Source organism: Haloarcula amylolytica, assembly GCF_049705545.1.
GTDB lineage: Archaea > Halobacteriota > Halobacteria > Halobacteriales > Haloarculaceae > Haloarcula > Haloarcula amylolytica_B.
On sequence record NZ_JBNAMU010000001.1, the window covers coordinates 1,106,201 to 1,125,454 of the forward strand.

20 protein-coding genes are annotated in these 19,254 nt (G+C 64.8%); 8 read left to right on the forward strand and 12 right to left on the reverse strand.

Annotation, left to right across the window (positions count from 1 at the left end):
- Positions 1-147 precede the first annotated feature (147 nt).
- Positions 148-1,992 (reverse strand): hydrolase, encoded by a 1,845-nt coding sequence (locus tag ACOZ4H_RS05870; protein ID WP_424328413.1) that lies wholly within the window; start codon positions 1,990-1,992, stop codon positions 148-150.
- 108 nt (positions 1,993-2,100) lie between these two features.
- Between ACOZ4H_RS05870 and ACOZ4H_RS05875 the strand changes: the two genes are divergently transcribed.
- Together ACOZ4H_RS05875 and ACOZ4H_RS05880 are read left to right on the forward strand one after the other, a co-directional pair.
- Positions 2,101-2,274, forward strand: a complete 174-nt coding sequence (locus ACOZ4H_RS05875) for a hypothetical protein (protein WP_004517155.1) — start codon at positions 2,101-2,103, stop codon at positions 2,272-2,274.
- Positions 2,275-2,300: 26 nt separating this feature from the next.
- Entirely contained in the window at positions 2,301-2,732 is a 432-nt protein-coding gene (locus tag ACOZ4H_RS05880) for a DUF371 domain-containing protein (RefSeq protein ID WP_424328414.1), read from the forward strand.
- An 84-nt stretch (positions 2,733-2,816) separates the two neighbouring features.
- Here the strand turns inward: ACOZ4H_RS05880 and thsA are convergent, their stop codons facing one another.
- Positions 2,817-4,376 carry a thermosome subunit alpha gene (gene thsA / locus ACOZ4H_RS05885; RefSeq protein WP_424330344.1) on the reverse strand — a complete coding sequence of 520 codons (1,560 nt, stop codon included), beginning with the start codon at positions 4,374-4,376 and terminating at the stop codon, positions 2,817-2,819.
- Positions 4,377-4,551: 175 nt separating this feature from the next.
- On the opposite strand from thsA, the gene ACOZ4H_RS05890 reads away from it, so the two are divergent.
- Positions 4,552-5,361 carry an amidohydrolase family protein gene (locus ACOZ4H_RS05890; RefSeq protein WP_424328415.1) on the forward strand — a complete coding sequence of 270 codons (810 nt, stop codon included), beginning with the start codon at positions 4,552-4,554 and terminating at the stop codon, positions 5,359-5,361.
- A gap of 55 nt (positions 5,362-5,416) precedes the next feature.
- Here ACOZ4H_RS05890 and ACOZ4H_RS05895 read toward each other — a convergent pair whose 3' ends face one another.
- Together ACOZ4H_RS05895 and ACOZ4H_RS05900 are read right to left on the reverse strand one after the other, a co-directional pair.
- Positions 5,417-6,322: a glycosyltransferase family 2 protein gene (locus ACOZ4H_RS05895; protein WP_424328416.1), complete on the reverse strand. Its 906-nt coding sequence runs from the start codon at positions 6,320-6,322 to the stop codon at positions 5,417-5,419.
- A 96-nt stretch (positions 6,323-6,418) separates the two neighbouring features.
- On the reverse strand, positions 6,419-7,123 hold the full coding sequence (locus ACOZ4H_RS05900; RefSeq protein ID WP_004517150.1) for a class I SAM-dependent methyltransferase: 705 nt from the start codon (positions 7,121-7,123) through the stop codon (positions 6,419-6,421).
- 249 nt (positions 7,124-7,372) lie between these two features.
- On the opposite strand from ACOZ4H_RS05900, the gene ACOZ4H_RS05905 reads away from it, so the two are divergent.
- Genes ACOZ4H_RS05905 through ACOZ4H_RS05915 form a run of 3 tightly spaced genes read left to right on the forward strand, consistent with a single transcriptional unit; the run spans position 7,373 to position 9,226 of the window.
- A complete protein-coding gene (locus tag ACOZ4H_RS05905; RefSeq protein WP_004591318.1) occupies positions 7,373-7,642 on the forward strand; it encodes a MarR family transcriptional regulator in 270 nt (89 codons plus the stop codon).
- A 9-nt stretch (positions 7,643-7,651) separates the two neighbouring features.
- Positions 7,652-8,437, forward strand: coding sequence for an MBL fold metallo-hydrolase (locus tag ACOZ4H_RS05910; protein ID WP_424328417.1), 786 nt, complete (start codon positions 7,652-7,654; stop codon positions 8,435-8,437).
- 36 nt (positions 8,438-8,473) lie between these two features.
- Positions 8,474-9,226: a YkgJ family cysteine cluster protein gene (locus ACOZ4H_RS05915; protein ID WP_424328418.1), complete on the forward strand. Its 753-nt coding sequence runs from the start codon at positions 8,474-8,476 to the stop codon at positions 9,224-9,226.
- Positions 9,227-9,228: 2 nt separating this feature from the next.
- On the opposite strand, the gene ACOZ4H_RS05920 is transcribed toward ACOZ4H_RS05915, so the two are convergent.
- Entirely contained in the window at positions 9,229-9,627 is a 399-nt protein-coding gene (locus ACOZ4H_RS05920) for a TRAM domain-containing protein (RefSeq protein ID WP_424328419.1), read from the reverse strand.
- A 253-nt stretch (positions 9,628-9,880) separates the two neighbouring features.
- Here ACOZ4H_RS05920 and ACOZ4H_RS05925 point away from each other — a divergent pair, with 253 nt between their 5' ends.
- Both ACOZ4H_RS05925 and ACOZ4H_RS05930 read left to right on the forward strand, forming a co-directional pair.
- Positions 9,881-10,123, forward strand: a complete 243-nt coding sequence (locus tag ACOZ4H_RS05925; RefSeq protein WP_424328420.1) for a DUF7123 family protein — start codon at positions 9,881-9,883, stop codon at positions 10,121-10,123.
- A 201-nt stretch (positions 10,124-10,324) separates the two neighbouring features.
- Entirely contained in the window at positions 10,325-12,199 is a 1,875-nt protein-coding gene (locus ACOZ4H_RS05930) for a PAS domain S-box protein (RefSeq protein WP_424328421.1), read from the forward strand.
- A 51-nt stretch (positions 12,200-12,250) separates the two neighbouring features.
- Here the strand turns inward: ACOZ4H_RS05930 and ACOZ4H_RS05935 are convergent, their stop codons facing one another.
- The 7 genes from ACOZ4H_RS05935 to mfnA all read right to left on the reverse strand — a co-directional run bounded on the left by ACOZ4H_RS05935 (position 12,251) and on the right by mfnA (position 19,247).
- A complete protein-coding gene (locus tag ACOZ4H_RS05935; RefSeq protein WP_424328422.1) occupies positions 12,251-12,856 on the reverse strand; it encodes a winged helix-turn-helix transcriptional regulator in 606 nt (201 codons plus the stop codon).
- A gap of 52 nt (positions 12,857-12,908) precedes the next feature.
- Positions 12,909-14,096, reverse strand: a complete 1,188-nt coding sequence (locus ACOZ4H_RS05940; protein ID WP_424328423.1) for an SPFH domain-containing protein — start codon at positions 14,094-14,096, stop codon at positions 12,909-12,911.
- A gap of 71 nt (positions 14,097-14,167) precedes the next feature.
- Positions 14,168-14,803, reverse strand: a complete 636-nt coding sequence (locus ACOZ4H_RS05945; protein WP_424328424.1) for an NfeD family protein — start codon at positions 14,801-14,803, stop codon at positions 14,168-14,170.
- A gap of 69 nt (positions 14,804-14,872) precedes the next feature.
- On the reverse strand, positions 14,873-15,241 hold the full coding sequence (locus tag ACOZ4H_RS05950; RefSeq protein WP_424328425.1) for a DUF7312 domain-containing protein: 369 nt from the start codon (positions 15,239-15,241) through the stop codon (positions 14,873-14,875).
- Between the two features lie 45 nt (positions 15,242-15,286).
- Positions 15,287-17,434: a methionine--tRNA ligase gene (metG, locus tag ACOZ4H_RS05955; protein ID WP_424328426.1), complete on the reverse strand. Its 2,148-nt coding sequence runs from the start codon at positions 17,432-17,434 to the stop codon at positions 15,287-15,289.
- A gap of 74 nt (positions 17,435-17,508) precedes the next feature.
- Positions 17,509-18,093: a YqaA family protein gene (locus ACOZ4H_RS05960; protein ID WP_424328427.1), complete on the reverse strand. Its 585-nt coding sequence runs from the start codon at positions 18,091-18,093 to the stop codon at positions 17,509-17,511.
- A gap of 101 nt (positions 18,094-18,194) precedes the next feature.
- A complete protein-coding gene (mfnA, locus tag ACOZ4H_RS05965) occupies positions 18,195-19,247 on the reverse strand; it encodes a tyrosine decarboxylase MfnA (RefSeq protein WP_424328428.1) in 1,053 nt (350 codons plus the stop codon).
- Positions 19,248-19,254 lie beyond the last annotated feature (7 nt).

Genomic DNA, 19,254 nt, shown 5'->3' on the forward strand with positions numbered 1-19,254 from the left:
GGAAGCGTTCTGGTGTCTACAGATAGAGGTGGATATTGTTTAAACATTCCGGTGCACCGAATACCGCGTCAACGTCTCACACGCCCTATTACGGGGGTGAGAGGGTCAATGTCGCACCGAGTTACCCTGGCATATCACGCCCGTGTATTACTCGCTAATACTATATTCGTTTTTCACGACAGTCTGGCCATCGGTGGCGGCGAGCGTCACGTCGTCACCGGCCGAAAGGGTGAGCGTGTCGACGGTGACGCGGGCGAACGGCCCGACAGTGTGCTCGGCCTGTTCGCGGTCACCGTTGCGGTCCCACTCCACGGTGAGGTCCGCTTTCTTCGGTCGGTCGTGGAGCACGACGATATCTTGCTCGCCGGGCGTCGCGCCCGAGAGAACTATTTGTGTGGGCTCGTAGCTGTCGGCGAGGACACCGAACGCCGTCTTCTCGGTCCCGTCAGCGGCGAGCAGCCCCATGCCGGCGTCCCCGACATCCCGGAGACTGTCCACGACGATGAGCGGCGCGTTGCGCTGCCGGAGCGTCTCAGCGACCGCACGGACGACGCCGGCCTGATACGCCTGTGACGCATCGAGGCCGCCGTCGACGTGGCGGTCGTGGCAGGCGCTATCGAATCCAGGGCTGCCGTCGGGCTCCGTCGTTCCCAGCGCACCGGCGCCGAAGCCGGCGACGACATCGCCGACGCCGAACTGGGAACAGAGCCACGGGAGGTCGGCCGTGTCGCCGTACCGCCACCCCGGGTACAGCGTGGCCGCGTCGGGGTCGATTCCGGGTGGCCCGACGACCGGGAACGTCGGCACGGAGTCTACGGCCCCAGCCACCGACTCGGCCTCGGCGCTGTCGTAGCCAGCTCGCCAGGCCCGCCATCGGAACCGCAGTCGGTCGAGAAAGCCGGACCCAAGGCCATCGGCGTACGACGACACCGGTTCGTCGTGGACGCCGACGGCCGCGAAACTGGGGTGCTGTGCGTAGGTCGCATCAAGCCGCGCCGCGAGGTCGGTCCCCCGGTCGCTGTCGAACGAACCAGGGCCGGACAGCGGGAGGTCCTGCCAGAGCAGGACGCCGTGGTCGTCACAGGCGCGAACTACTTCGGGCGGTGTTCCCTGGGCACGCATCCGGACCAGGTTCGCGTTGGCGTCGACGGCTCGCGTGATATCCTCTATAGTTGGGTCCAGCAGTGTCACGCCGCGAACCGGCACGTCCTCGCCGTTGATCCGCAGACCGTCGTCGTACGAAACGGTGCGTAGTCCCGTCGTCACCGAGTGCTCGTCGTCGCCGAGTTTTGCCCTGAGGACGTAGCGGGACTGCTCGCCGCGGTCGTGGGGCCACCACAGCGACGGGTCGCGAACGTCCATCGTGTACGTCACCGTCGCCGTCTCCTCGTCGGTCGAGACGCGGGCTCGGTCCATCATCCCGCCGCCGCGCACGTCGCCCTCCGGCCGGAGCGAGAGCGTTATCCGGTCGTCGAGTGGCTCTTCTGTCAGGACGGTCGCCGAGACCTCCACCGTCGCGTCGGTTACGTCTTCTTCCGATACCTGTGGCTGGACGGAAAGCTCGCTCACACAGGGGTCCGGTCTGGTTTCGAGTGTCGCGTCCCACCAGATGCCCGGGACACAGCGCTCCGGCGGGAGTTGGTCGGTCGCATGCAGGCCGCCGAAGCGGTCCGCCGGTGCCCGACACTCCACGATGACCCGGTATTCCTCACTCTCGGGGAGCCGAATCCGGAGCGGTTCGAAGTAGGCGTCGTGAGTGGTGAGCAGATCACCGTTGCACCAGACGCGTGTGTGCGCGTACATCCCGTTCAGTACAAGCAGGATGTGTGCGTCGCTCTCGTCCCGCGGGTCCGAGAACGTCGTTTCGTAGGCCACGGCCTCGGCGCCGGCGAACTGCTCGGGCCGGCCGGGCACTGACACCGGTTCCCACGACTCCGGGGACGGCATCTCGTCGTCCGGCGCAACCGCCGCGCCGCGCCACTCCAGCGACATACCTTGTGGCCCGTTCCGCGGGGGCATATCCTTTGCCCCACGGCTTCACTTTCACTTTCACTCCGGGGATGGCTCGCTTTGACATAGGTAGCCATCTACTATCCAGCTATGCTCACCGAACTACACGAGGCGGCGACACCGACCTGCGAGGCCCAGCACTGCGAGCGCCCGCTCGGCGAGCCAGCCCTGGTGTTCGAGACCGACGCCGGCCGCCGCGAGGCCCACGAGTGCGCCTGCGGTGCGGTGACGGTTACCGTCGTCCGGTCGGAGTCGTCCCGCTGAAGTACGCCCGGCAGTGACCGGGAGGTATGACACTCGAGGAAGTGGTCCAGGCACAGGGCCACGAGAACGTGACCGGCGAGCACGCGAGCACGCTGGAAGTGACGAGCGACGACTTTCTGACGCCCGCGGGCGACTGCATCCTCGCCATCGAAGCCGACCGCGTCCCCGCCGACTTCGACGACGAGTTCGTGGCGGCCTGCCAGGACACCGACGCGACGATTACGGCGACCATCGAGGCCGGCGACCACACCGTTACTGTGACCGGGACCGGCCATCCCGACCTGTCCTTCGAGAACGACCGGAGCCACGTCCTGCGGACCAGTGACTACGTCGACGACCGCACGGTGATGGTGAACGCCGACGCGGCGGCCGGTGACGTGGACCGGAACCTCGTTGCGACGCTCGCCGACGGCAGTGATGCGACGCTGACGCTGTCCGTCGAGCCCAGTAGCGACTGAGCGACGTCTTCTCCGTCGGCGGTCGCGGGGCTATTCAGCGGAGTCAAAAGAAAACAGGTCAGAGCGCCAGTACCGCTATCTCGCTTAGCTCGACGAGATGACGTCGTCGATCCGGACGATCATCGTCGCCGCCTCGGTGGCGGAGTCGACCGCTTCGCGCTTGACAGCGGCGGGGTCGAGGATGCCGTAGTCGACGGGGTCACCGACGATGCCGGTCTGGCCCTCGCTGATGATGCCGGCGATGCCCTCGCTCTCGTGTTCGGCACGGAGGTCGACGAGCGCGTCGATTGCGTCGAGGCCCGTGTTCTCCGCGAGCGTGCGGGGCAGCACGTCGACGGCGTCGGCGAACGCTTCGACGGCGAGTTGCTTGCGGCCCTCGATGGACGCCGCTTCGGAGCGGATGTGGTCGGCGATGGCGATCTCGGTTGCGCCTGCGCCGGGGACCACACCGCCGGCGTCGAGCGCGGCGATGACGGTGTCGAGCGCGTCGTTGAGCGCGCGTTCGAGCTCGTCGACGACGTGTTCGGTGGAGCCGCGGGCGATGACCGTGACGGACTCGGCGGTCGCGCCGCCGGTGATGAACGTCACGTCGTCGTCGCCCTGCTTCTCGACGTCGACGCTGTCGGCGTGGCCGAGCGCGTCCTCGTCAAGGGCTTCGAGCGAGCCGACGCGCTTCGCGCCGGTAGCCTCGACGATATCCTTGGCGGTCGAGGAGCTGATGCTGTCAGCGACGAAGACGCCTTCCTTGGCGAGCTGGGAGGCGACGCGGTCGGCGACGTCCTCGGTGACGAACGCGACGTCAGCGCCGCTTTCGAGGACTTCCTCGGCGTAGCCCTGCAGTTCGCTCTCTTCGGCGTCGAGCGCGGCGTTGAGCTGGTCGACGCTGGAGACGTTGTATTCGGCGTCGATGTTGCTCTCGCGGACGTCGAGCTCGGTGTCGATGACCGCGATTGACGCGTCCTCGACGGACGTCGGCATGTTGTCGTGGACGGCCGTCTCGTCGACGATGACGCCCTCGACGAGCTTGGTCGCGGAGGAAGCCGCACCCGTCTGGGTGTGGACCTCGATGTTGTCCCGGCGGACGCCGTTGTCGCTCTTGGCGTGGCGGACAGCGTCGACAACGACTTCGGCGAGTCGCCCGGCCTCGACGTCACCGGTGCCCTTGCCGGTCATCGAGGATTCGGCGACTTCGACGAGCGTCTCGTCGTCGAGGTCGACGTCGAGGACGATCTCGTCGATGGCCTCGCGTGCGAGTTCGGCGGCGGCGGAGTACCCCTCGACGATTGTCGTCGGGTGGACGTCGTCTTCGAGCAGGTCCTCGCCTTTCGTCAGCAGTTCCCCGGCCAGCACGGACGCTGTCGTCGTTCCGTCGCCCACTTCGTCCTCCTGGGTCTGGGCGACTTCGACGATCATCTGGGCCGCGGGGTGTTCGATGTCCATCTCGGAGAGGATGGTCGCCCCGTCGTTGGTGATGACCACATCACCGTCGTCGGAGACGAGCATCTTGTCCATGCCGCGGGGACCGAGCGTGGTCCGTACGGACTCGCTTACGGCCTTTCCGGCGGAGATGTTCGATGACTGTGCGTCCTTCCCGTGTGTGCGCTGGGCGTCCTCATCAAGGATGAAAAGAGGCTGGCCGCCCATGCGTCGCTGGCCAGATGACATATGTGTTGAACCTCACTTAAGACAAGGCAAGCGGTTCTATATAAAACTTTCTAACACCGCGGACCGCTCGTTGGGCGACAGCGCCGTGCTGTCCCCGTAATATCGGCCGGACCTGCACATGTTTTAATATAGGGGTATACACACCGTATAGTAGATGCTGGAGCTGGAGCACGGGTTTCGCGTCGTCGATGTGCACGCGCGGCTGGAACCCGACGAGCAGCGCCGACCCCGAGACGGCATGGGTGACCCGGAGCAACTGGAACGGGAGATGCACCAGGCCGGCGTCGTCCGCTCCGTCGTCTTCCCCGGCGAGCGAGACGGCTCGTATCTGAAAGCGAACAACGCCGTCGCCCGGATGACCGTCGAGCGACCGATGGTGGCCTTCGCCAGAGTCAACGGCGCTCGGGACCCGGGGAGCGGTCCCGGGTCGACCCTCCGCAACCTCGCGAGCAGCCGCACAGAGGACCACACCTCGCCGGAAGACATCGAGCAGTACGCCTACGACGACCGGTTCTACGGTTTCAAACTCCATCCACCGACGGACGGACTGCCCGACGAGGAAGTCCTCGCAGAACTGGAGTCCGTATCGTTGCCCGTCATCGTCCACGGCGGCGAAGGGTTTCCGCCCGAAACTGTCGCCGAATCGCTGTTAGCGTACGATTTCCCGGTCATTCTCTCGCACTTCGGCGCGCACCCACTCCGGCAGGATCTGATGGACCAGGCTATCGATCTGCTGGAGACGCACGATCAACTGTATCTCGACACCAGCGCGGTCCGCTATCGACGGCCGATGGAGCGCGCCATCTTGGAACATCCTGACCGAGTTCTCTTCGGGAGCGGCGTCCCCAGCGTCCACCCGAACGTGGCCGTGATGGAGATTCTGACACTGGATGTTCCCGAAGACGCGATGCGAAAGGTGTTCTCGAACAATCCCAACCGCGTCATCGAGGCGCTGGCGCCCTGACCGCCGACAACTCCTGTTCCGGTCGAACGGTTGCGGCCAGTACCGGTTACCGCTACTACCGCCAGTCGTACACAGTCACCGCGCGGTCCGCGCGCGCGGAGCGTCCGTTCGGGTTCCGACAGGGTGTCCGGTCGGTCACGCGTGCGCGGAGGCCGTCGACGATTCCGGACCCGACGCCGCCGAACACGTCCTGCCCGTTGCCGAGCCACTGCGACGGCGTCGTCTCCCCGCGCACGACATCGATCAGCGCGTCCTTCGCGTCACCCGCCGCGTGGCTGAGGATTCGCCGCACCACGGTCGGTCGGACGTTGTAGTTTTTCACCAACCGATAGGCGAGCGAGCGGTACTTCCAGTTCCAGTCGGTCTCCGCGATCCCGCCGTCGGCCTCGAACTCGCGGCTGACGCACATCTCCGTGCTCCAGGCGACACCGTAGTCACCGGCGGCCATCCGGTGTGCGAAGTCCCGGGCGCTGCCGACGTTCAGGTACTCGTCGAACCCGTCGAGTGCTTCCAGTACCTCCGCGTCGAACGCGACGTTTCCGGGGTTGAAATACGTCACGTCGCGGCCGGCTATCGTCCGTGTCTCCTCCGTTTCGGTCGTCATCCCGGCCCACAGTTGCTGGTGTGTCGGCCCGGTGATGGCCTGGGCTGCTCCCGAGAGCCCGCTCTTGACGGCGTCGGCCCAGCCGGACTCGACCGAGAGCGACTGGTGGACGAGCGCGATCACGTCCCCCGTCGCTCGGTCGATCCCGGCGTTTCGAGCGACCGTGACCGAACGGTCGGCGATTTCGACGAGGATAGACACGTCGTCCCGGTCGCGGACCATTCCCGTCGTGCCGTCAGCCGACGGGCCGTTGACGACGATCACTTCCGCATCGGGAACCTGCTCGGTGAGTGCGTCCAGACAGCCGGTCAGCTCCTCCCGGCCGTTCAACGTCGGGACCACTACCGAGATATCCATACCTCTGGGTACGACGGCGAAGGCGCTTAAAAGTCGCGGGAGACGGCTGTCGACCTTCCCATTCAGGGGAAAACGGGTCTTTCGAGTGCCGGTGCGCTACACGTGGGTGTTCCAGTACGACACCGAGGCCAGTTTCTCGCCGAGGGGCGTGCCGCCAAGCGCCGTATCGAGCGAGCGAAACGAGGCGGCCAGTTCGTTCGGGATCTTCCGGTAGAACCCGTAGGGCAGCAGCCAGTCGTGGTTCGCGTCGGTCAGTTCCAGTCCAGCCCCGTCTAACAGCCGGTCGATTTCCCAGCGGGAGTAGAGCCGCGACCCCATCGGGAGCGCCCAGTTGTATATCGACCGGGTCGAAAACCGGTTGAACGTGTCGAAGAAGACTTGCTCCTTCGAGACGCGGCGCATCTCCGCGAGAAACGCCGCCGGCGTGTCCGCCAGATGGAAAAAGCGCATCGCAAACACGGTGTCGAAATGGTCGTCCGGGAACGGGAGTCGGGCTGCGTCGCCCCGCATGAACTCGACGTGGTCGTCAACGCCAGTCGCCTGTGCTTTCTCACGGCCCTGCTGGAGCATCGGTCCTGAGATGTCCAGCCCGGTGATGTTCGCGCCGCGCTCGGCCAGCATCACAGTGAACCGTCCGGTCCCGCAGGCTACCTCTAACACGTCCTTATCAGCCACGGGGCCGATTGCGTCGAGGACGGCCTGCTTTTCACGTCGGTCGATCAGCCGACCGCCACGGGAGAACCGCTTGGCCTCGTACTCTTCGGCCACGGTGTCGGCCTGATACCACTCCTGCCCTTTCACGGTGTATTGCTCACCCCGCGGGGGATAAAACGATACTGGAATCCCCTTTCATCAGTCGGGCTGTTTTCCAGTCAGACCAGGTCCGGTCGCGCTCTTGAGCTTGATAGTTCTGGGCGTGTTTTCGGGATAGCGACCGGAACCGCACGATGACGGTTCTGTATAAGGATACATTAAACACTTCATAGAATCTGTATTGTTTGGTCATGCATATAGCCAAGTTTTACCAGTACGCCTTGAATATCCACCACTATGAGCGCATTAACTGAAAACGCTGCACCAGCACCTTTCACCGACGAGGAGTTCCGCGACACCCTGCGTGAACTCCCGCCGAGCGCGAAGCTCGTCGCGAAGGTGCTGGAGGACGACGCCCCGCTGTCACAGGGCGAACTAGCCGAGAACTCGCTGCTCCCGGACCGGACTGTCAGGTACGCCCTGAACCGACTGGAGGAGTCAGAACTGGTCGACTCGCGGTACAGTTTCACCGACGCACGCAAACAGGTTTATTTCCTCACGGTCTGACCGGCCGGCATGGACTGGCAGCGGGCCGACGTGTCCGTCCCGACACGGGCACCGACCGGCAGCACGGCAGCATACGTTTGCGGCGACGAGGCGGCCCTTCTCGTGGATCCCGCGGATACAGATGATGCGCTCGATTCGCTTCTCAGTGACCGCACTCTCGCCCACATCGCGCTCACACACTACCACCCTGACCACGCCGGTGCCGTCGCAGACTACGCCAGAGAGACGAATGCGACGGTCTGGGCGCGCCGTGGCCGAGCGGCCGCATTCGAGGCTGCGACCGGCATTACCCCTGACAAACTGTTCAGCGACGGGACGACGATTCCGACCGACGCCGGCCCGGTGACCGTCCTCGACACGCCGGGACACGCGCCGGAGCACGTCGCCTTCGCAGCCGACGGCACCGTCGTCTCCGGTGACCTCGCCGTCGCCGAGGGCAGCGTCGTCGTCGGTGCACCAGAGGGCGACGTTCGGGCCTATCTCGCGTCGCTACGTCGTCTCCACGCCAGAAACCCCGATGCACTGTTGCCGAGCCACGGGCCGCGTATCGAAGCCCCACGGGAGACCTGTGCGCGCCTCATCGGCCACCGACTGGAGCGCGAGCGATGTGTTCGGGCGGCTGTCAACGACGGGGCCGACACCCTCGACGAAGTCCTCGACGCCGCCTACGAGAAAGATCTGACCGGCGTTCGCGACCTGGCCCGCGGGACAGTGCTGGCCCATCTCGAAAAGCTCGCCGTCGAGGGTTCCGTTTCGTGGGACGGCGAGCGGGCCGCACTGAACCCAGTGGAGTGACGCGCCCTTTTTGCCCGTCGGACCGCTACCACGGCTGTGGACTCCCTGGAAACCGAACTCGAACGGGCCCGTGCGCTCGACGAGTCGGAACTGGCCGACGCTATCGAGACCATCGGGTTCGAATGCACCCGCTGTGGGGCCTGCTGCAAGGCCGAGTCGGCATGTGGTGAGGGTGGCGAAAGCGCCGACGAGACCGCCGACGGTGCCAGCGAGAGCGCTGGCTCCGAAAGGAGCGACGGTTCCGCCGAGACCGACGCCGAACCCCACACGGCGACGGTGTTTCCCGACGAAATCCGGCAGCTACAGGCGGCCGGGGAGTACGACTTCCGCGACGTGGCCCGGCCGATGCCGTACGGATTAGCTGACGGTCCGGACGGTCCCGAAGGCGAGACGTTCGAGTGGGCGCTCCAGACCGACGACTGCGGCGACTGTACCTTCTACGCCGAAGACGACGACGGCACAGGTGCCTGTACGGTCCACGGCGACCGCCCGCTCATCTGCCGGACCTACCCCTTCAGCGTCGCGCTCGGCGGGACGAGCCAGCCGATGGGCGAGGCCGTCGGCGAGGAAGGGATGGTTCGAGCCCACGAATGCGAGGGGCTCGGTCGGGATATCTCCAGAGTCGATGCCGAGGAACTAGCCGCAGCGCTCAAGGAACGCGCCATTCGAGAACTGACGGAAGCCATCGGCGTCCGCGACAACTATCGGCCCGTCGACCCGTCAGCCGGACAGGTCGTCGTCCACGACTCCGAAGGGGCAAAGCGCCCCGACGGAAGTCCCTACGAGTAAGTTCAAACGTCGTCGATGATTTCGCCGACCGCGAAGTTCGACTTGACCTCGGTGATTTCGATCTTGACTCGTTCATCGATTTCGGCCCCGGGAACGATGATGACGTAGCCGCGTTCGACGCGAGCGATGCCGTCGCCCTGCTTCCCGATGTCCTCGATCTCGACGTAGCGCGTCTCACCCGGTTCGACCGGCGGCTGTGGCTGGTCCGGTGGCGTGTCTGACACCGTCTCCTCGTCCGCTTCTGTCCCCTCGTCTGCGGAGATGAGCGCAACACGGTAGGTACTGCCCGAGTCGACTGCGCCCGTCTCGACCTCTCGACGCGGTACCTCCACGACGTACCGGTCCCCCTCGTCGCGGATATCGGCACTGAACAGACACAGCAGCTGATCCGAGATTTCCAATGTGATAGACCTCCGTTCGGCCACAAAACGGGCCATTACTAAAGAACTGCCGGAGCGAACGGCTGGTACCGTTCCAACTGCGGGGCGATGACGGGCACCCGCGGTGTTTCCCGGCTGTACCAACTACTTGCTGCGTGGCCCAACTCGCGGCCGTATCCCTGCTTCGAGCAGGGGAAAACCGCAAGACAGCGAGCCGTTAACCGTCTGTACCAAATCCCATAAGGGTGTCTCGGTACTGTTCGTAACTGTACTAATGAGCGCCACCGCGCAAACCCCCGACAGTCCGCTCTCGGACAAGCAGCGACGTATTCTGGAGTATCTCCGTTCCAATGCTGACGACCAGACGTATTTCAAATCGCGGCTTATCGGCGACGAACTCGGTCTCTCGGCCAAGGAGGTCGGGACGAACATGACAGCCATCGCCGACGGTGACCACGACTTGGCCGTGGAGAAGTGGGGGTACTCCTCCTCGACGACGTGGATGGTTGAGACCTGAACCGGCCGCCCGCTTGGACGCGGATACGGCGGAATCCCGACCCGGTCTTTCGAACGGGTCCACATTGTAGCCCTGCGTAGCGAAATTTCGGTGGGATCGCTCACTCCTTGCTTCAGCCACGTTCTCCCTGATTTGTACAGTCCTATTGCCAGCGCGGAATGTTTATATTGATAACAGTTGGTGCCATAATCGAACACACCAATGGGCGAGGCTGGTTCCGCCATCCGGGTGCTTCACGTCGACGACGACCTGCCGTACGCAGAGACGGCAGCGGCGTTCCTCGAGCGAGAGCGAGCCGAGTTCGACATCGAGACCGCGACGAGTGCATCAGAGGGCTTGCGGCTGCTCGAGACAGAATCTGTCGACTGTATCGTTTCCGACTACGAAATGCCCGGCGAGAACGGCATCGAATTCCTCGAATCGGTCCGCGAAGACTATCCGGACCTTCCGTTTATTTTGTACACCGGCCGTGGAAGCGAGGCAGTCGCCGGTGACGCGATCTCCGCAGGTGTCACTGACTATCTACAGAAAACGTCCGATACCAGCCACTACGCCCTCCTCGCGAACCGAATCGTCAACGCCGTCGAACAGTCCCGGTCACAGCGCGCCCTCGAAGCGAGTAAAGACCGGCTCTCGCTGTTTATCGACCAGTCGCCGCTCGGGTTCGTCGAGTATAATCAGGACTTCGAAATCGTCCGCGTCAACGACACTCTCACAGAGATGTTCGGCTACACCGAGGACGAGCTGGTCGGGGAAACGTGGGAAGTGTTCGTCAGCCCCGAGAGTTACAACAACGTCGACGCAGTCACGTCCGCTCTCAGCGAGGCCAGTGGCGGCTACCATAGCGTCAACGAGAACGTCCGGAAGGACGGCGACCGCATCGTGGTTGAGTGGCACAATCGCATCGTCACTGACGACTCGGGCGACGTTGTCACCATCTTCTCGCACTGCCAGGACGTCACGGAGCGTATCGAGCACGAACAGAACCTCGCCCAGTTACGGGACTTCTTCGCCGAGGCGGAGGAGCTCGGTGACCTCGGTGCCTGGGAGTTCGACGAAAGCGGGATGTCGACCTGGACAGCGGGCACCCGTCGCATCCACGAGGTCGACGACGACTTCGACCCGACAGTCGAAGACGGGCTCTCGTTCTACCACCCCGACGACAGGGAGACCGTTGCGGACGCCGTCGACGCGGCCCTCGAAGACGGAGAACCGTACGACCTCGAGGTCAGGCTCATCACCGCGACAGGCGACTGTCGGTGGGTCCGGACCCACGGCAAACGAGTCGAGGACGGGGAGAAGCGAACGGTTCGGGGATTCATCCAGGACATCACCGAACAGAAGGAGCGCGAACGCAGACTCCGCGTTCAGAACGAGCGATTGGAGTCCTTTGCCAGCGTCGTCAGCCACGACCTCCAGGGGCCACTGACAGTCGCACAGGGCCACCTGGAGTTGGCTCAACAGGACGTGACCAGCGACCACCTCGACAGTATCGACAGCGCCCACGAGCGGATGCAGACGCTCATTGACGACATCCTGACGCTGGCACGGGACGGACGCGAGGCGACGACCACCGAGCCCGTCAGTTTACAGACCGCCGCAAGCGCGTGCTGGGAGACTATCGGGACAGAGAACGGGACTCTGGTGACCGATACGGACAGTGTCGTCGTTGCCGATCCCCGCCGATTACAGCGTCTACTGGAAAACCTGTTCCGGAATAGCGTGACACACGCGTCGACCCCCTCGCTCTCACGGATGCAAGAAAACAGCGTTGAGCAGGGCTCTGCGGGCAGTTCGATGCAGTCAGACAGCGCCGATGATGACGGGGTGACGGTTACCGTCGGCGACATCGACGACGCCAACGGCTTCTACGTCGCTGACGACGGCCCGGGGATTCCCGAAGACGAGCGAGACACGGTGTTCGAAGCGGGCTACTCGACCGCGTCCGAAGGCACCGGCTTCGGCCTCGCAATTGTCACCGATATCGCCGCTGTCCACGGCTGGGACGTCAGTGTGACCGACAGCGAGTCGGGCGGAGCCAGATTCGAAATCACCGGCGTCGACAAAGAGACCTAAGGGAAGCACAGACGCAACCGGACTGACAGCGGGCGGTTTCTGCCGCCGGCATCACGGATCGTATCGCAGCAGCGAGTCGGCTTCGCCGGCCAGCGCGGCGACATCGTCGCCGAACGAGTCGGCATACCGGATCAGCAGGGTCAGCACGGTTTCGGGTTCAGTAACCGCGTATCCGTCTTCTCGGGACAGCAGTCCGGCGGACTCCAGATCGGCAGCGTAGTTGCTCACTGTCGGTCGCGACACGTCAAGTTCGCTGGCCAGTTCTGACGCCGTCACGTCCGGGCGGCGGAGGAGCGTGACGAGCATCCCGCGGGCGGTCGACCGGCGCAGGTAGCCAAGCGCCGCCTGTTCGAACTCGGAGAACTGGCCGGCCGGGAAGTAGCGCCGGTAGTCACCGTCCTTCTGTGAGACGACGATATTCTCGTTTTCCAGCCGGTGGAGGTGGTGCTGGGCCTCGCCGGTCCCGAGTTTGAGATCGTCGCGAAGCTTCGAGAAGTGGGTCCCGGGATGTGCCGAGACGTACCCGGCGATGGCGTCGGGCGCGTCGCTCTCGCTCCCGCTGTCGCCGAAGCGGGCAAACGGGCTCGCTGCACCGAGGGCGGCAAAGCGGCGGAGCGTCGCTCGCTTGTCCTCGTCCACGTCGCCCTCACGTGTCATTGCTACCGAAAAGGTGGGTCGGTAATAAAACGTCTTCGCCTGGTTATCAGGACTAGTTGTCCTTGTCGACTTCTGACGTTCGCGTCGTGTCGTCGGGGCCGCCGGCCACGTCCGTCGTGCCCGGGTCGTCGTCGATTTCGGCGTCCATCTCCTCGATCATCTCGTCAGCGCTGTCGAGGCCAGTGTCCTGTCCTTCCTTGATCTTCTGGGCTTCTTCTTCCATGGCTTCGACGTCGACCTGCGCTTCCTCGTCGATCTGGCCGAGGATCTCCTCGATGTCGTCGAGGCCGAGCATCTCGCGGGTTTCGTCGTCGAAGTCAAGCGCTTCCAGCGCGTGCCCGTTCTCCTTCACGTCGGAGCCCTGGAGGTGCTTGCCGTAGCGGCCCACCAGCGAGGTGAGCTCCTGCGGGAGGATGAACTTCGTCGATTCGCCCTGGCCGATCTCGGCCAACGTTTCCATCCCCTTGTCGATGACAGCCCGCTCGCCCATCGATTCGGCGGATTTCGCACGCAGGACGGTCGAGATCGCGTCACCCTGGGCTTCCAGAATCTGGCTCTGCTTCTCACCCTGTGCGCGGATGATGTTGGACTGCTTGTCACCTTCCGCCGTCTCGATGGCGGAGCGCCGTTCACCCTGGGCCTCCAGGATCATGGCACGGCGTTTCCGCTCGGCGGAGGTCTGTTGCTCCATGGCCTGCTGGACGTCCTTGGACGGGTTGACCTCGCGGACTTCGACACTCTCGACGCGGACTCCCCACTCGTCGGTTGGTTCGTCGAGTTCCTTTCGAATACGGGCGTTGATCTCGCCCCGCTTGTTCAGCGTGTCGTCGAGTTCCATGTCACCCAGCACGGCACGGAGGGTCGTCTGGGCGAGGTTGGAGACGGCACGCTCGTAGTTGTCGACTTCGAGGAACGCCTTCTTCGGGTCCATCACCTTGATGTAGACGACGGCGTCGGCGGTCACCGGCGAGTTGTCGCGGGTGATAGCCTCCTGCCGTGGCACGTCGAGCGTCTGGGTCCGCATGTCGAACCGCGTCACGTCGGAGACGAAGGGGTAGATGAAGTGAATCCCCTGGTCAAGGACGCCGCGATAGGTGCCGAGGACCGTGTAGGCACCTTTCTGGTACGGGCGGATGATCACGACGCTGGAGTACACCAGCGCGATGGCGATCAGGAGGAAGATTACGGTGACGAAACCGATGAGTCCTCCAGGCTGTAGCGGTGCTGTCGCGGGGAACATGACAGTCAAACCTCCGGAGCGCTCAAGGAAAAGGCTTCCGTGTCCCTGTCACAAACTACCGAATTACACACCTACGCCCGCTCCGACTCTCGCTCCGGTTCGGCATCCTTGTCGCTCCGGTTCCGGTCGCGCTCCGGTTCGGCATCCCCGTCGCCCCGGCTCCGGTCGCGTTCGAGCGCGCGGTCGATTTCGTCAGTCGCCGACTCCACCGCCTCGACTTCCAGGACGTTCCCGCCGCCGGGGTCGATGACGATGACCTCCGCCCCCTCCTCGATGGGGTCGCCGGAGCAACGGGCCTGGTAGTAGGGGTTGAAACCGCCGTCCTCCAGTTTAACCTCGCCGTCGCTCTTGGTCACGCGCTCGGTAACAGTCCCGAACTGTCCCGTAAGCGAGTCGGAACTGAGCGTCTGGCCGCGGCCCGGCGCGGCGAAATCGAGCTTTCGATACCCCCAGAGCGTGACCGCCGTCGTCGCCAGGACGACGACGGTGAGGATGAGCGGCGCGAGGATGCCCAGGCTCGCCGGGATGAACAGCCCGACCAGCCCCGCTGTCAGCAGGGCCACGCCGAGGACGAAGAAGTGGGTCCCGGGGGCGAGCGCTTCGCCCACGATGAGGCCCGCGCCGGCCAGAAACAGCAGAATGGAGAGCGACATACCTAACAGTGGTTCGGCCTGCAGTGGGGCAACTGCCGCCAGCGGGTTCACCATGCCCTCACTTAGTGTCGGAGCAGGATTAAGTGTCGGGGTCGGGCACCCTCCACAGTCACCGGTGCAGTCTTACGCGTCGCTCGTCCGGACGAAGAACCCATACAGTACTGCGGTTCCGAGTGCAACGGACAGGACCACGCCGCCGAGTATGGACGGCGCGTACATCTCCGCCCCGAGGAACATCCGCCCGAGCGCGAGAATCGCGATGCAGACCCCTAGAGCGACGAAGACAACGTTCTCAGGCTTCGGCGCGTCGGGTGTCACCTCCAGGTCCGGGGCGAACGAGCCAGCGACTGCCCCCTCATCGTCGTCAGCCGCCTCGTCGTCGGGGTCATCCTCGACCTGGATTACGTCGGCTTCGGTCGCCAGTTCGTACTCCTCGGTGAAGGTGTCACCCGCAACGGCCGCGTCGTCTTGTGCGGCCCCGTCGTCATCCATGCTCCGCGATACGTGCCGTGACTACAAAAGCGCTGGCGACTGGGATTACTTGATGCGGGTTCCAAGCGGCGCGTCCTCGTGGGTGGTCAGCAGGTCCGCCTCGTCGCCGGCGGCCAGCACCATCCCGTTGGATTCGATCCCGAACAGCTCGGCTTTCTCCATGTTCGCAAGGAGGATGACCCGCGTTCCGGGGAGATCCTCGGCGTCATGGAGCTGTCGGAGGCCGGCGACGACCTGCCGGACTTCGTGGCCGATGTCGACCTCCAGGCGGAGGAGCTTGTCCGCGCCCTCGACCGGCTCGGCGCTGCGAATCTCGCCGACGCGCATGTCGACGCCTTCGAAGTCCTCGAAGCTGATGCGGTCCTCGACGAGCGGCTGGAGGTCGGCGGTCTCCGCATCGCCGTCGTCCCCTTCGTCTCCGGCGGCTTCGCCGCCTCCGTTCGAGGCTTCTGTCGAAGCCTCGCTCTCGACCCGCTCCTGCAGTTCCTCATTCAGCGCCTCGATGTGGTCGTCCTCGACCTGCTCGAACAGCTCCGCGGGCTCGCCGAACTCGGCCGGCGGCGCTTCGAGCGCGCTGTCGAGGGTCACATCCGCGACGGAGCCCTGCTCGCCGAGCTGGCCCCAGAGGCGCTCGGCTTTGCCCGGCAGAACGGGCTGCATGAGCACCGCGACGGCCTTGGTCAACTGGACGCAGTCACGGATGACCTGCTCGGCTTCCTCGGGGTCGTCGTCGACGAGGTTCCAGGGCTCGTTGCGCTGGATGTACTCGTTGCCGTAGTTCGAGAGTTCGATGGCGATTTCGGCGAGTTCGCGAACGTCGTACTCGCGCACGGCGGCCTCGAAGTCATCGGTGGCCGCCTCGATCCGGTCGCGCACGTCGTCGCTGACGGCGGCGTCAGGCGTGCCGTCGTAGTTGCGCTCGGCGAACAGCAGCGAGCGGTAGATGAAGTTGCCGACGTTGCCGACGAGTTCGCCGTTGACCCGCTCCTGGAAGCGGTCCCAGGAGAAGTCCACGTCCGTATCGATCTGAGCGCCGGTCGCGATGTAGTACCGGAACAGATCGGGATGGAAGCCGGCGTCGAGGTACTCGTCGGCCCAGACGGCGCGGTTTCGCGAGGTCGAGAGCGCCTTGCCGTCGATGCCGACGAACCCGGTCGCCAGAATCGACCGGGGCTCGTTGTAGCCCGCGCCGCGGAGCATTGCCGGCCAGAAGACGGCGTGGTGCTGGATGATGTCACGCCCGATGACGTGGATGATCTCGGCGTTGTCGTCGGACCACTCCTCGTCCCACTCGGTGGCGTGGCGCTCCTCGCCGTCGATCTTCCAGACCTCTTCCCAGTCGTACTCGTCGTCGCCGACCCGCTCGGAGTACTGCTTCGTCGAGGCCACGTATTCGATTGGCGCGTCGACCCAGACGTACAGCACCAGTTCGTCGCCACCGTCGACATCTGCCGGGTAATCGACGCCCCAGTCCATGTCTCGCGTGATACAGAGGTCCTGCAGTTCGCCCTCGATCCACTCGCGGGGCTGATTCTGGGCGTTGTCGGTGCCTTCCAGGCGGTCGAGGAAGCCCTGCAGGTACTCCTGGAAGTCGGCGAGCCGGAGGAACTTGTGTTCACGGGTGCGGTACTCGGCGGGGTTCCCGGTCAGCGTCGACACCGGGTCCTCGATCTCGCCGGGTTCGAGGTGGCGCTGGCACCCCTCGTCGCACTCGTCGCCGCGGGCCTGCTCCCCGCAGTAGGGACAGGTCCCTTCGACGTAGCGGTCGGGGAGGGGCTGGTCCTCCTCGGTGTCCCAGGCGACCTCGATCTCCTTCTCGTGGACGTGATCGTTTTCGACCCACGAACGAACGAACTCCTGAGTGAGTTCGACGTTGGTCTCGTCGTCGGTGTGCCCGTAGTTGTCGAACTCGATGTTGAACTGCGGGAACGTCTCGGCGTACGTCTCGTGGAAGTCCAGCGCGAACTCCCGCGGCTCGACGCCCTCTTCGGCGGCGTTGACTGCTACCGGTGTACCGTGCATGTCCGACCCCGAAACGAACGCCGTCTGCTGGCCGATCCGTCGGAGGGAGCGCGACAGCGCGTCCCCGTCAACGTACGTCCGGAGGTGGCCGACGTGCAAGTCGCCGTTCGCGTATGGCAACCCACAGGTCACGACCGCCGGCTGGTCCGTCGGAAACTCGTCGTTGCTCATACCTGTTCGTGTGCCACCGACGGGTCAAAAGGGGGTTGGTTTCGGCGTGCCGGCCACGCTCCGGGTCTGCCCGGTCACAGCAGCGCGAGCGTGCCGCCTGCGAGTGCGAGTGTCACCACAAGCCGCCCGGCGCTGCCGAAGAACGTTGCCGCGCCGAACCGATAGTAGTCGCGTTCGAGGACAGTAAACGCGTAGATCGAGATCGTATCGGGGAAGAAGGGAACACAGAGCGCAAGCGCCAGGCCAACGTAGCCGTACTTCTGTGCGAGCTGTACCGTCTTCTTTTCCGACCATTCGATGATGTTGAACCGTGATCGCTTGATCCAGCGAACGAGTGGGCCGTACTCCTTTGCCTCCTGGCCGATGTGGAAGGCGACGAGACTCCCGAAGGCCTTCCCGAGGCCGCTGACGAGGATGATCGCAACCAGATTCCCGTTCGTAGAGAGCCCGAGCCGAAGGGTTTCGGCCGGAACGAGTACGACTTCGCTCGGGAGCGGGAGAATGAACGCGATCAGAAACGAGTACACCGCGATGATACCCAGTCCGGTCGGACCGGTGGCCGTACAGACGGTCTCTTCCAGCGGAGACAGAGGAGTACCGGCGGTCGCGCAGTCGCCGATGAAGGAAATGAGCACCGGGGTCGTTACTACCAGGTCCACACCCCCCTGTAGCAAACCGGCACTTCTAAACCTTCGTATGTTTCCTCACGAGGACTCAATAGCCGTGTATTCGTCGCGCGGTCACGGTCGATGTCCGCGATTCAGTACCAGTCGAGGTCAGCGACGAACGACCGCAGCATTGACCGCGTGACGTGGGGCATACACACGACGCGCATCTCGCCGGCCCCGGTCTTCGACACCCGCCAGCCGCGGTCCCGGAGTTCGTCGGTCATCGGCATCGAGAGGTCGGCCGCGACCAGCGGGAGTTCCGGGCCGACCACGTCGTGGCCACGCGCCGACAACTGGTCGGCCAGCCAGTTGGCGTTGGCCATCGACGTTTCGTACTGCTGCTCGTAGCCCGTCGGCCACAGTGACTCCATCGCCGCGACGGCGGAGGCCACGCCGGCACCTGACCGCGTGCCGGTCAGCGTGAGTTGGTCCGTCGACTCCAGATACGGCGTTTCGACGGCGAGTTCGTCCAACAACGTCCGGTCGCGGGCCAGCAGGCCGCCCGCGGGGACCGCCGCCTGCCCGACCTTGTGGGGGTCGATGGTCATCGTGTCCACGTCCGCGTGGCCGAAATGCCAGTCGTGGTCGGTAAACGGGAGATAGAAGCCGCCCCACGCTGCGTCGACGTGACAGAGGGCGTCGACTGTCTCGGCGAGGTCGGCGACGGCCGGAATCGGGTCGACGTAGCCGTACTCCGTCGAGCCGGCGACGCCGACGACACACACCGTGTCCTCGTCGACGAGTTCGGCCATCGCCTCCATGTTGGCGCGGTAGTCCGTCGCCGGCGCGGTCCGCAGTTCCACGCCGAGGACGTCAGCGGCCTTGGTAAAGGAGAAGTGCGCGTGGACGGGCGCGACCACGTTCGGATCGTCCGTGTCGGCGCGGTTACGGGCGATACGTATCGCCTGGAGGTTCGCTTCTGTTCCGCCCGAGGCAACGTAGCCCGCGGGGTCGGAAAGCCCGGTGATCTCGCCGAGATAGCCGACGGCCTCGCGTTCCAGGTCGGCGACGGTCTCGTACGTGCCCGGGTCCCCGGGGTTCGTCGCGAGGAAGCGTTCCGCCGCTTCGCGTGCCGACGGATGTGGCACGGTGCACATCGACGAGAGGACGCGTTCGAAATCCTGTGGCTCTGCCCGCTGGAGCATCTATCGC

Bases quoted from the DNA above. Each gene is read 5' to 3' on its own strand.
- ACOZ4H_RS05950 (WP_424328425.1), bottom strand. From the start codon at position 15,241: ATGGATGACGACGGGGCCGCACAAGACGACGCGGCCGTTGCGGGTGAC.
- ACOZ4H_RS05910 (WP_424328417.1), top strand. From the start codon at position 7,652: ATGGACTGGCAGCGGGCCGACGTGTCCGTCCCGACACGGGCACCGACC.
- ACOZ4H_RS05945 (WP_424328424.1), bottom strand. From the start codon at position 14,803: ATGGTGAACCCGCTGGCGGCAGTTGCCCCACTGCAGGCCGAACCACTG.
- ACOZ4H_RS05875 (WP_004517155.1), top strand. From the start codon at position 2,101: ATGCTCACCGAACTACACGAGGCGGCGACACCGACCTGCGAGGCCCAG.
- mfnA (WP_424328428.1), bottom strand. From the start codon at position 19,247: ATGCTCCAGCGGGCAGAGCCACAGGATTTCGAACGCGTCCTCTCGTCG.
- ACOZ4H_RS05870 (WP_424328413.1), bottom strand. From the start codon at position 1,992: ATGTCGCTGGAGTGGCGCGGCGCGGCGGTTGCGCCGGACGACGAGATG.
- ACOZ4H_RS05880 (WP_424328414.1), top strand. From the start codon at position 2,301: ATGACACTCGAGGAAGTGGTCCAGGCACAGGGCCACGAGAACGTGACC.
- thsA (WP_424330344.1), bottom strand. From the start codon at position 4,376: ATGGGCGGCCAGCCTCTTTTCATCCTTGATGAGGACGCCCAGCGCACA.
- ACOZ4H_RS05940 (WP_424328423.1), bottom strand. From the start codon at position 14,096: ATGTTCCCCGCGACAGCACCGCTACAGCCTGGAGGACTCATCGGTTTC.
- ACOZ4H_RS05935 (WP_424328422.1), bottom strand. From the start codon at position 12,856: ATGACACGTGAGGGCGACGTGGACGAGGACAAGCGAGCGACGCTCCGC.
- ACOZ4H_RS05930 (WP_424328421.1), top strand. From the start codon at position 10,325: ATGGGCGAGGCTGGTTCCGCCATCCGGGTGCTTCACGTCGACGACGAC.
- ACOZ4H_RS05905 (WP_004591318.1), top strand. From the start codon at position 7,373: ATGAGCGCATTAACTGAAAACGCTGCACCAGCACCTTTCACCGACGAG.
- metG (WP_424328426.1), bottom strand. From the start codon at position 17,434: ATGAGCAACGACGAGTTTCCGACGGACCAGCCGGCGGTCGTGACCTGT.
- ACOZ4H_RS05895 (WP_424328416.1), bottom strand. From the start codon at position 6,322: ATGGATATCTCGGTAGTGGTCCCGACGTTGAACGGCCGGGAGGAGCTG.
- ACOZ4H_RS05890 (WP_424328415.1), top strand. From the start codon at position 4,552: ATGCTGGAGCTGGAGCACGGGTTTCGCGTCGTCGATGTGCACGCGCGG.
- ACOZ4H_RS05925 (WP_424328420.1), top strand. From the start codon at position 9,881: ATGAGCGCCACCGCGCAAACCCCCGACAGTCCGCTCTCGGACAAGCAG.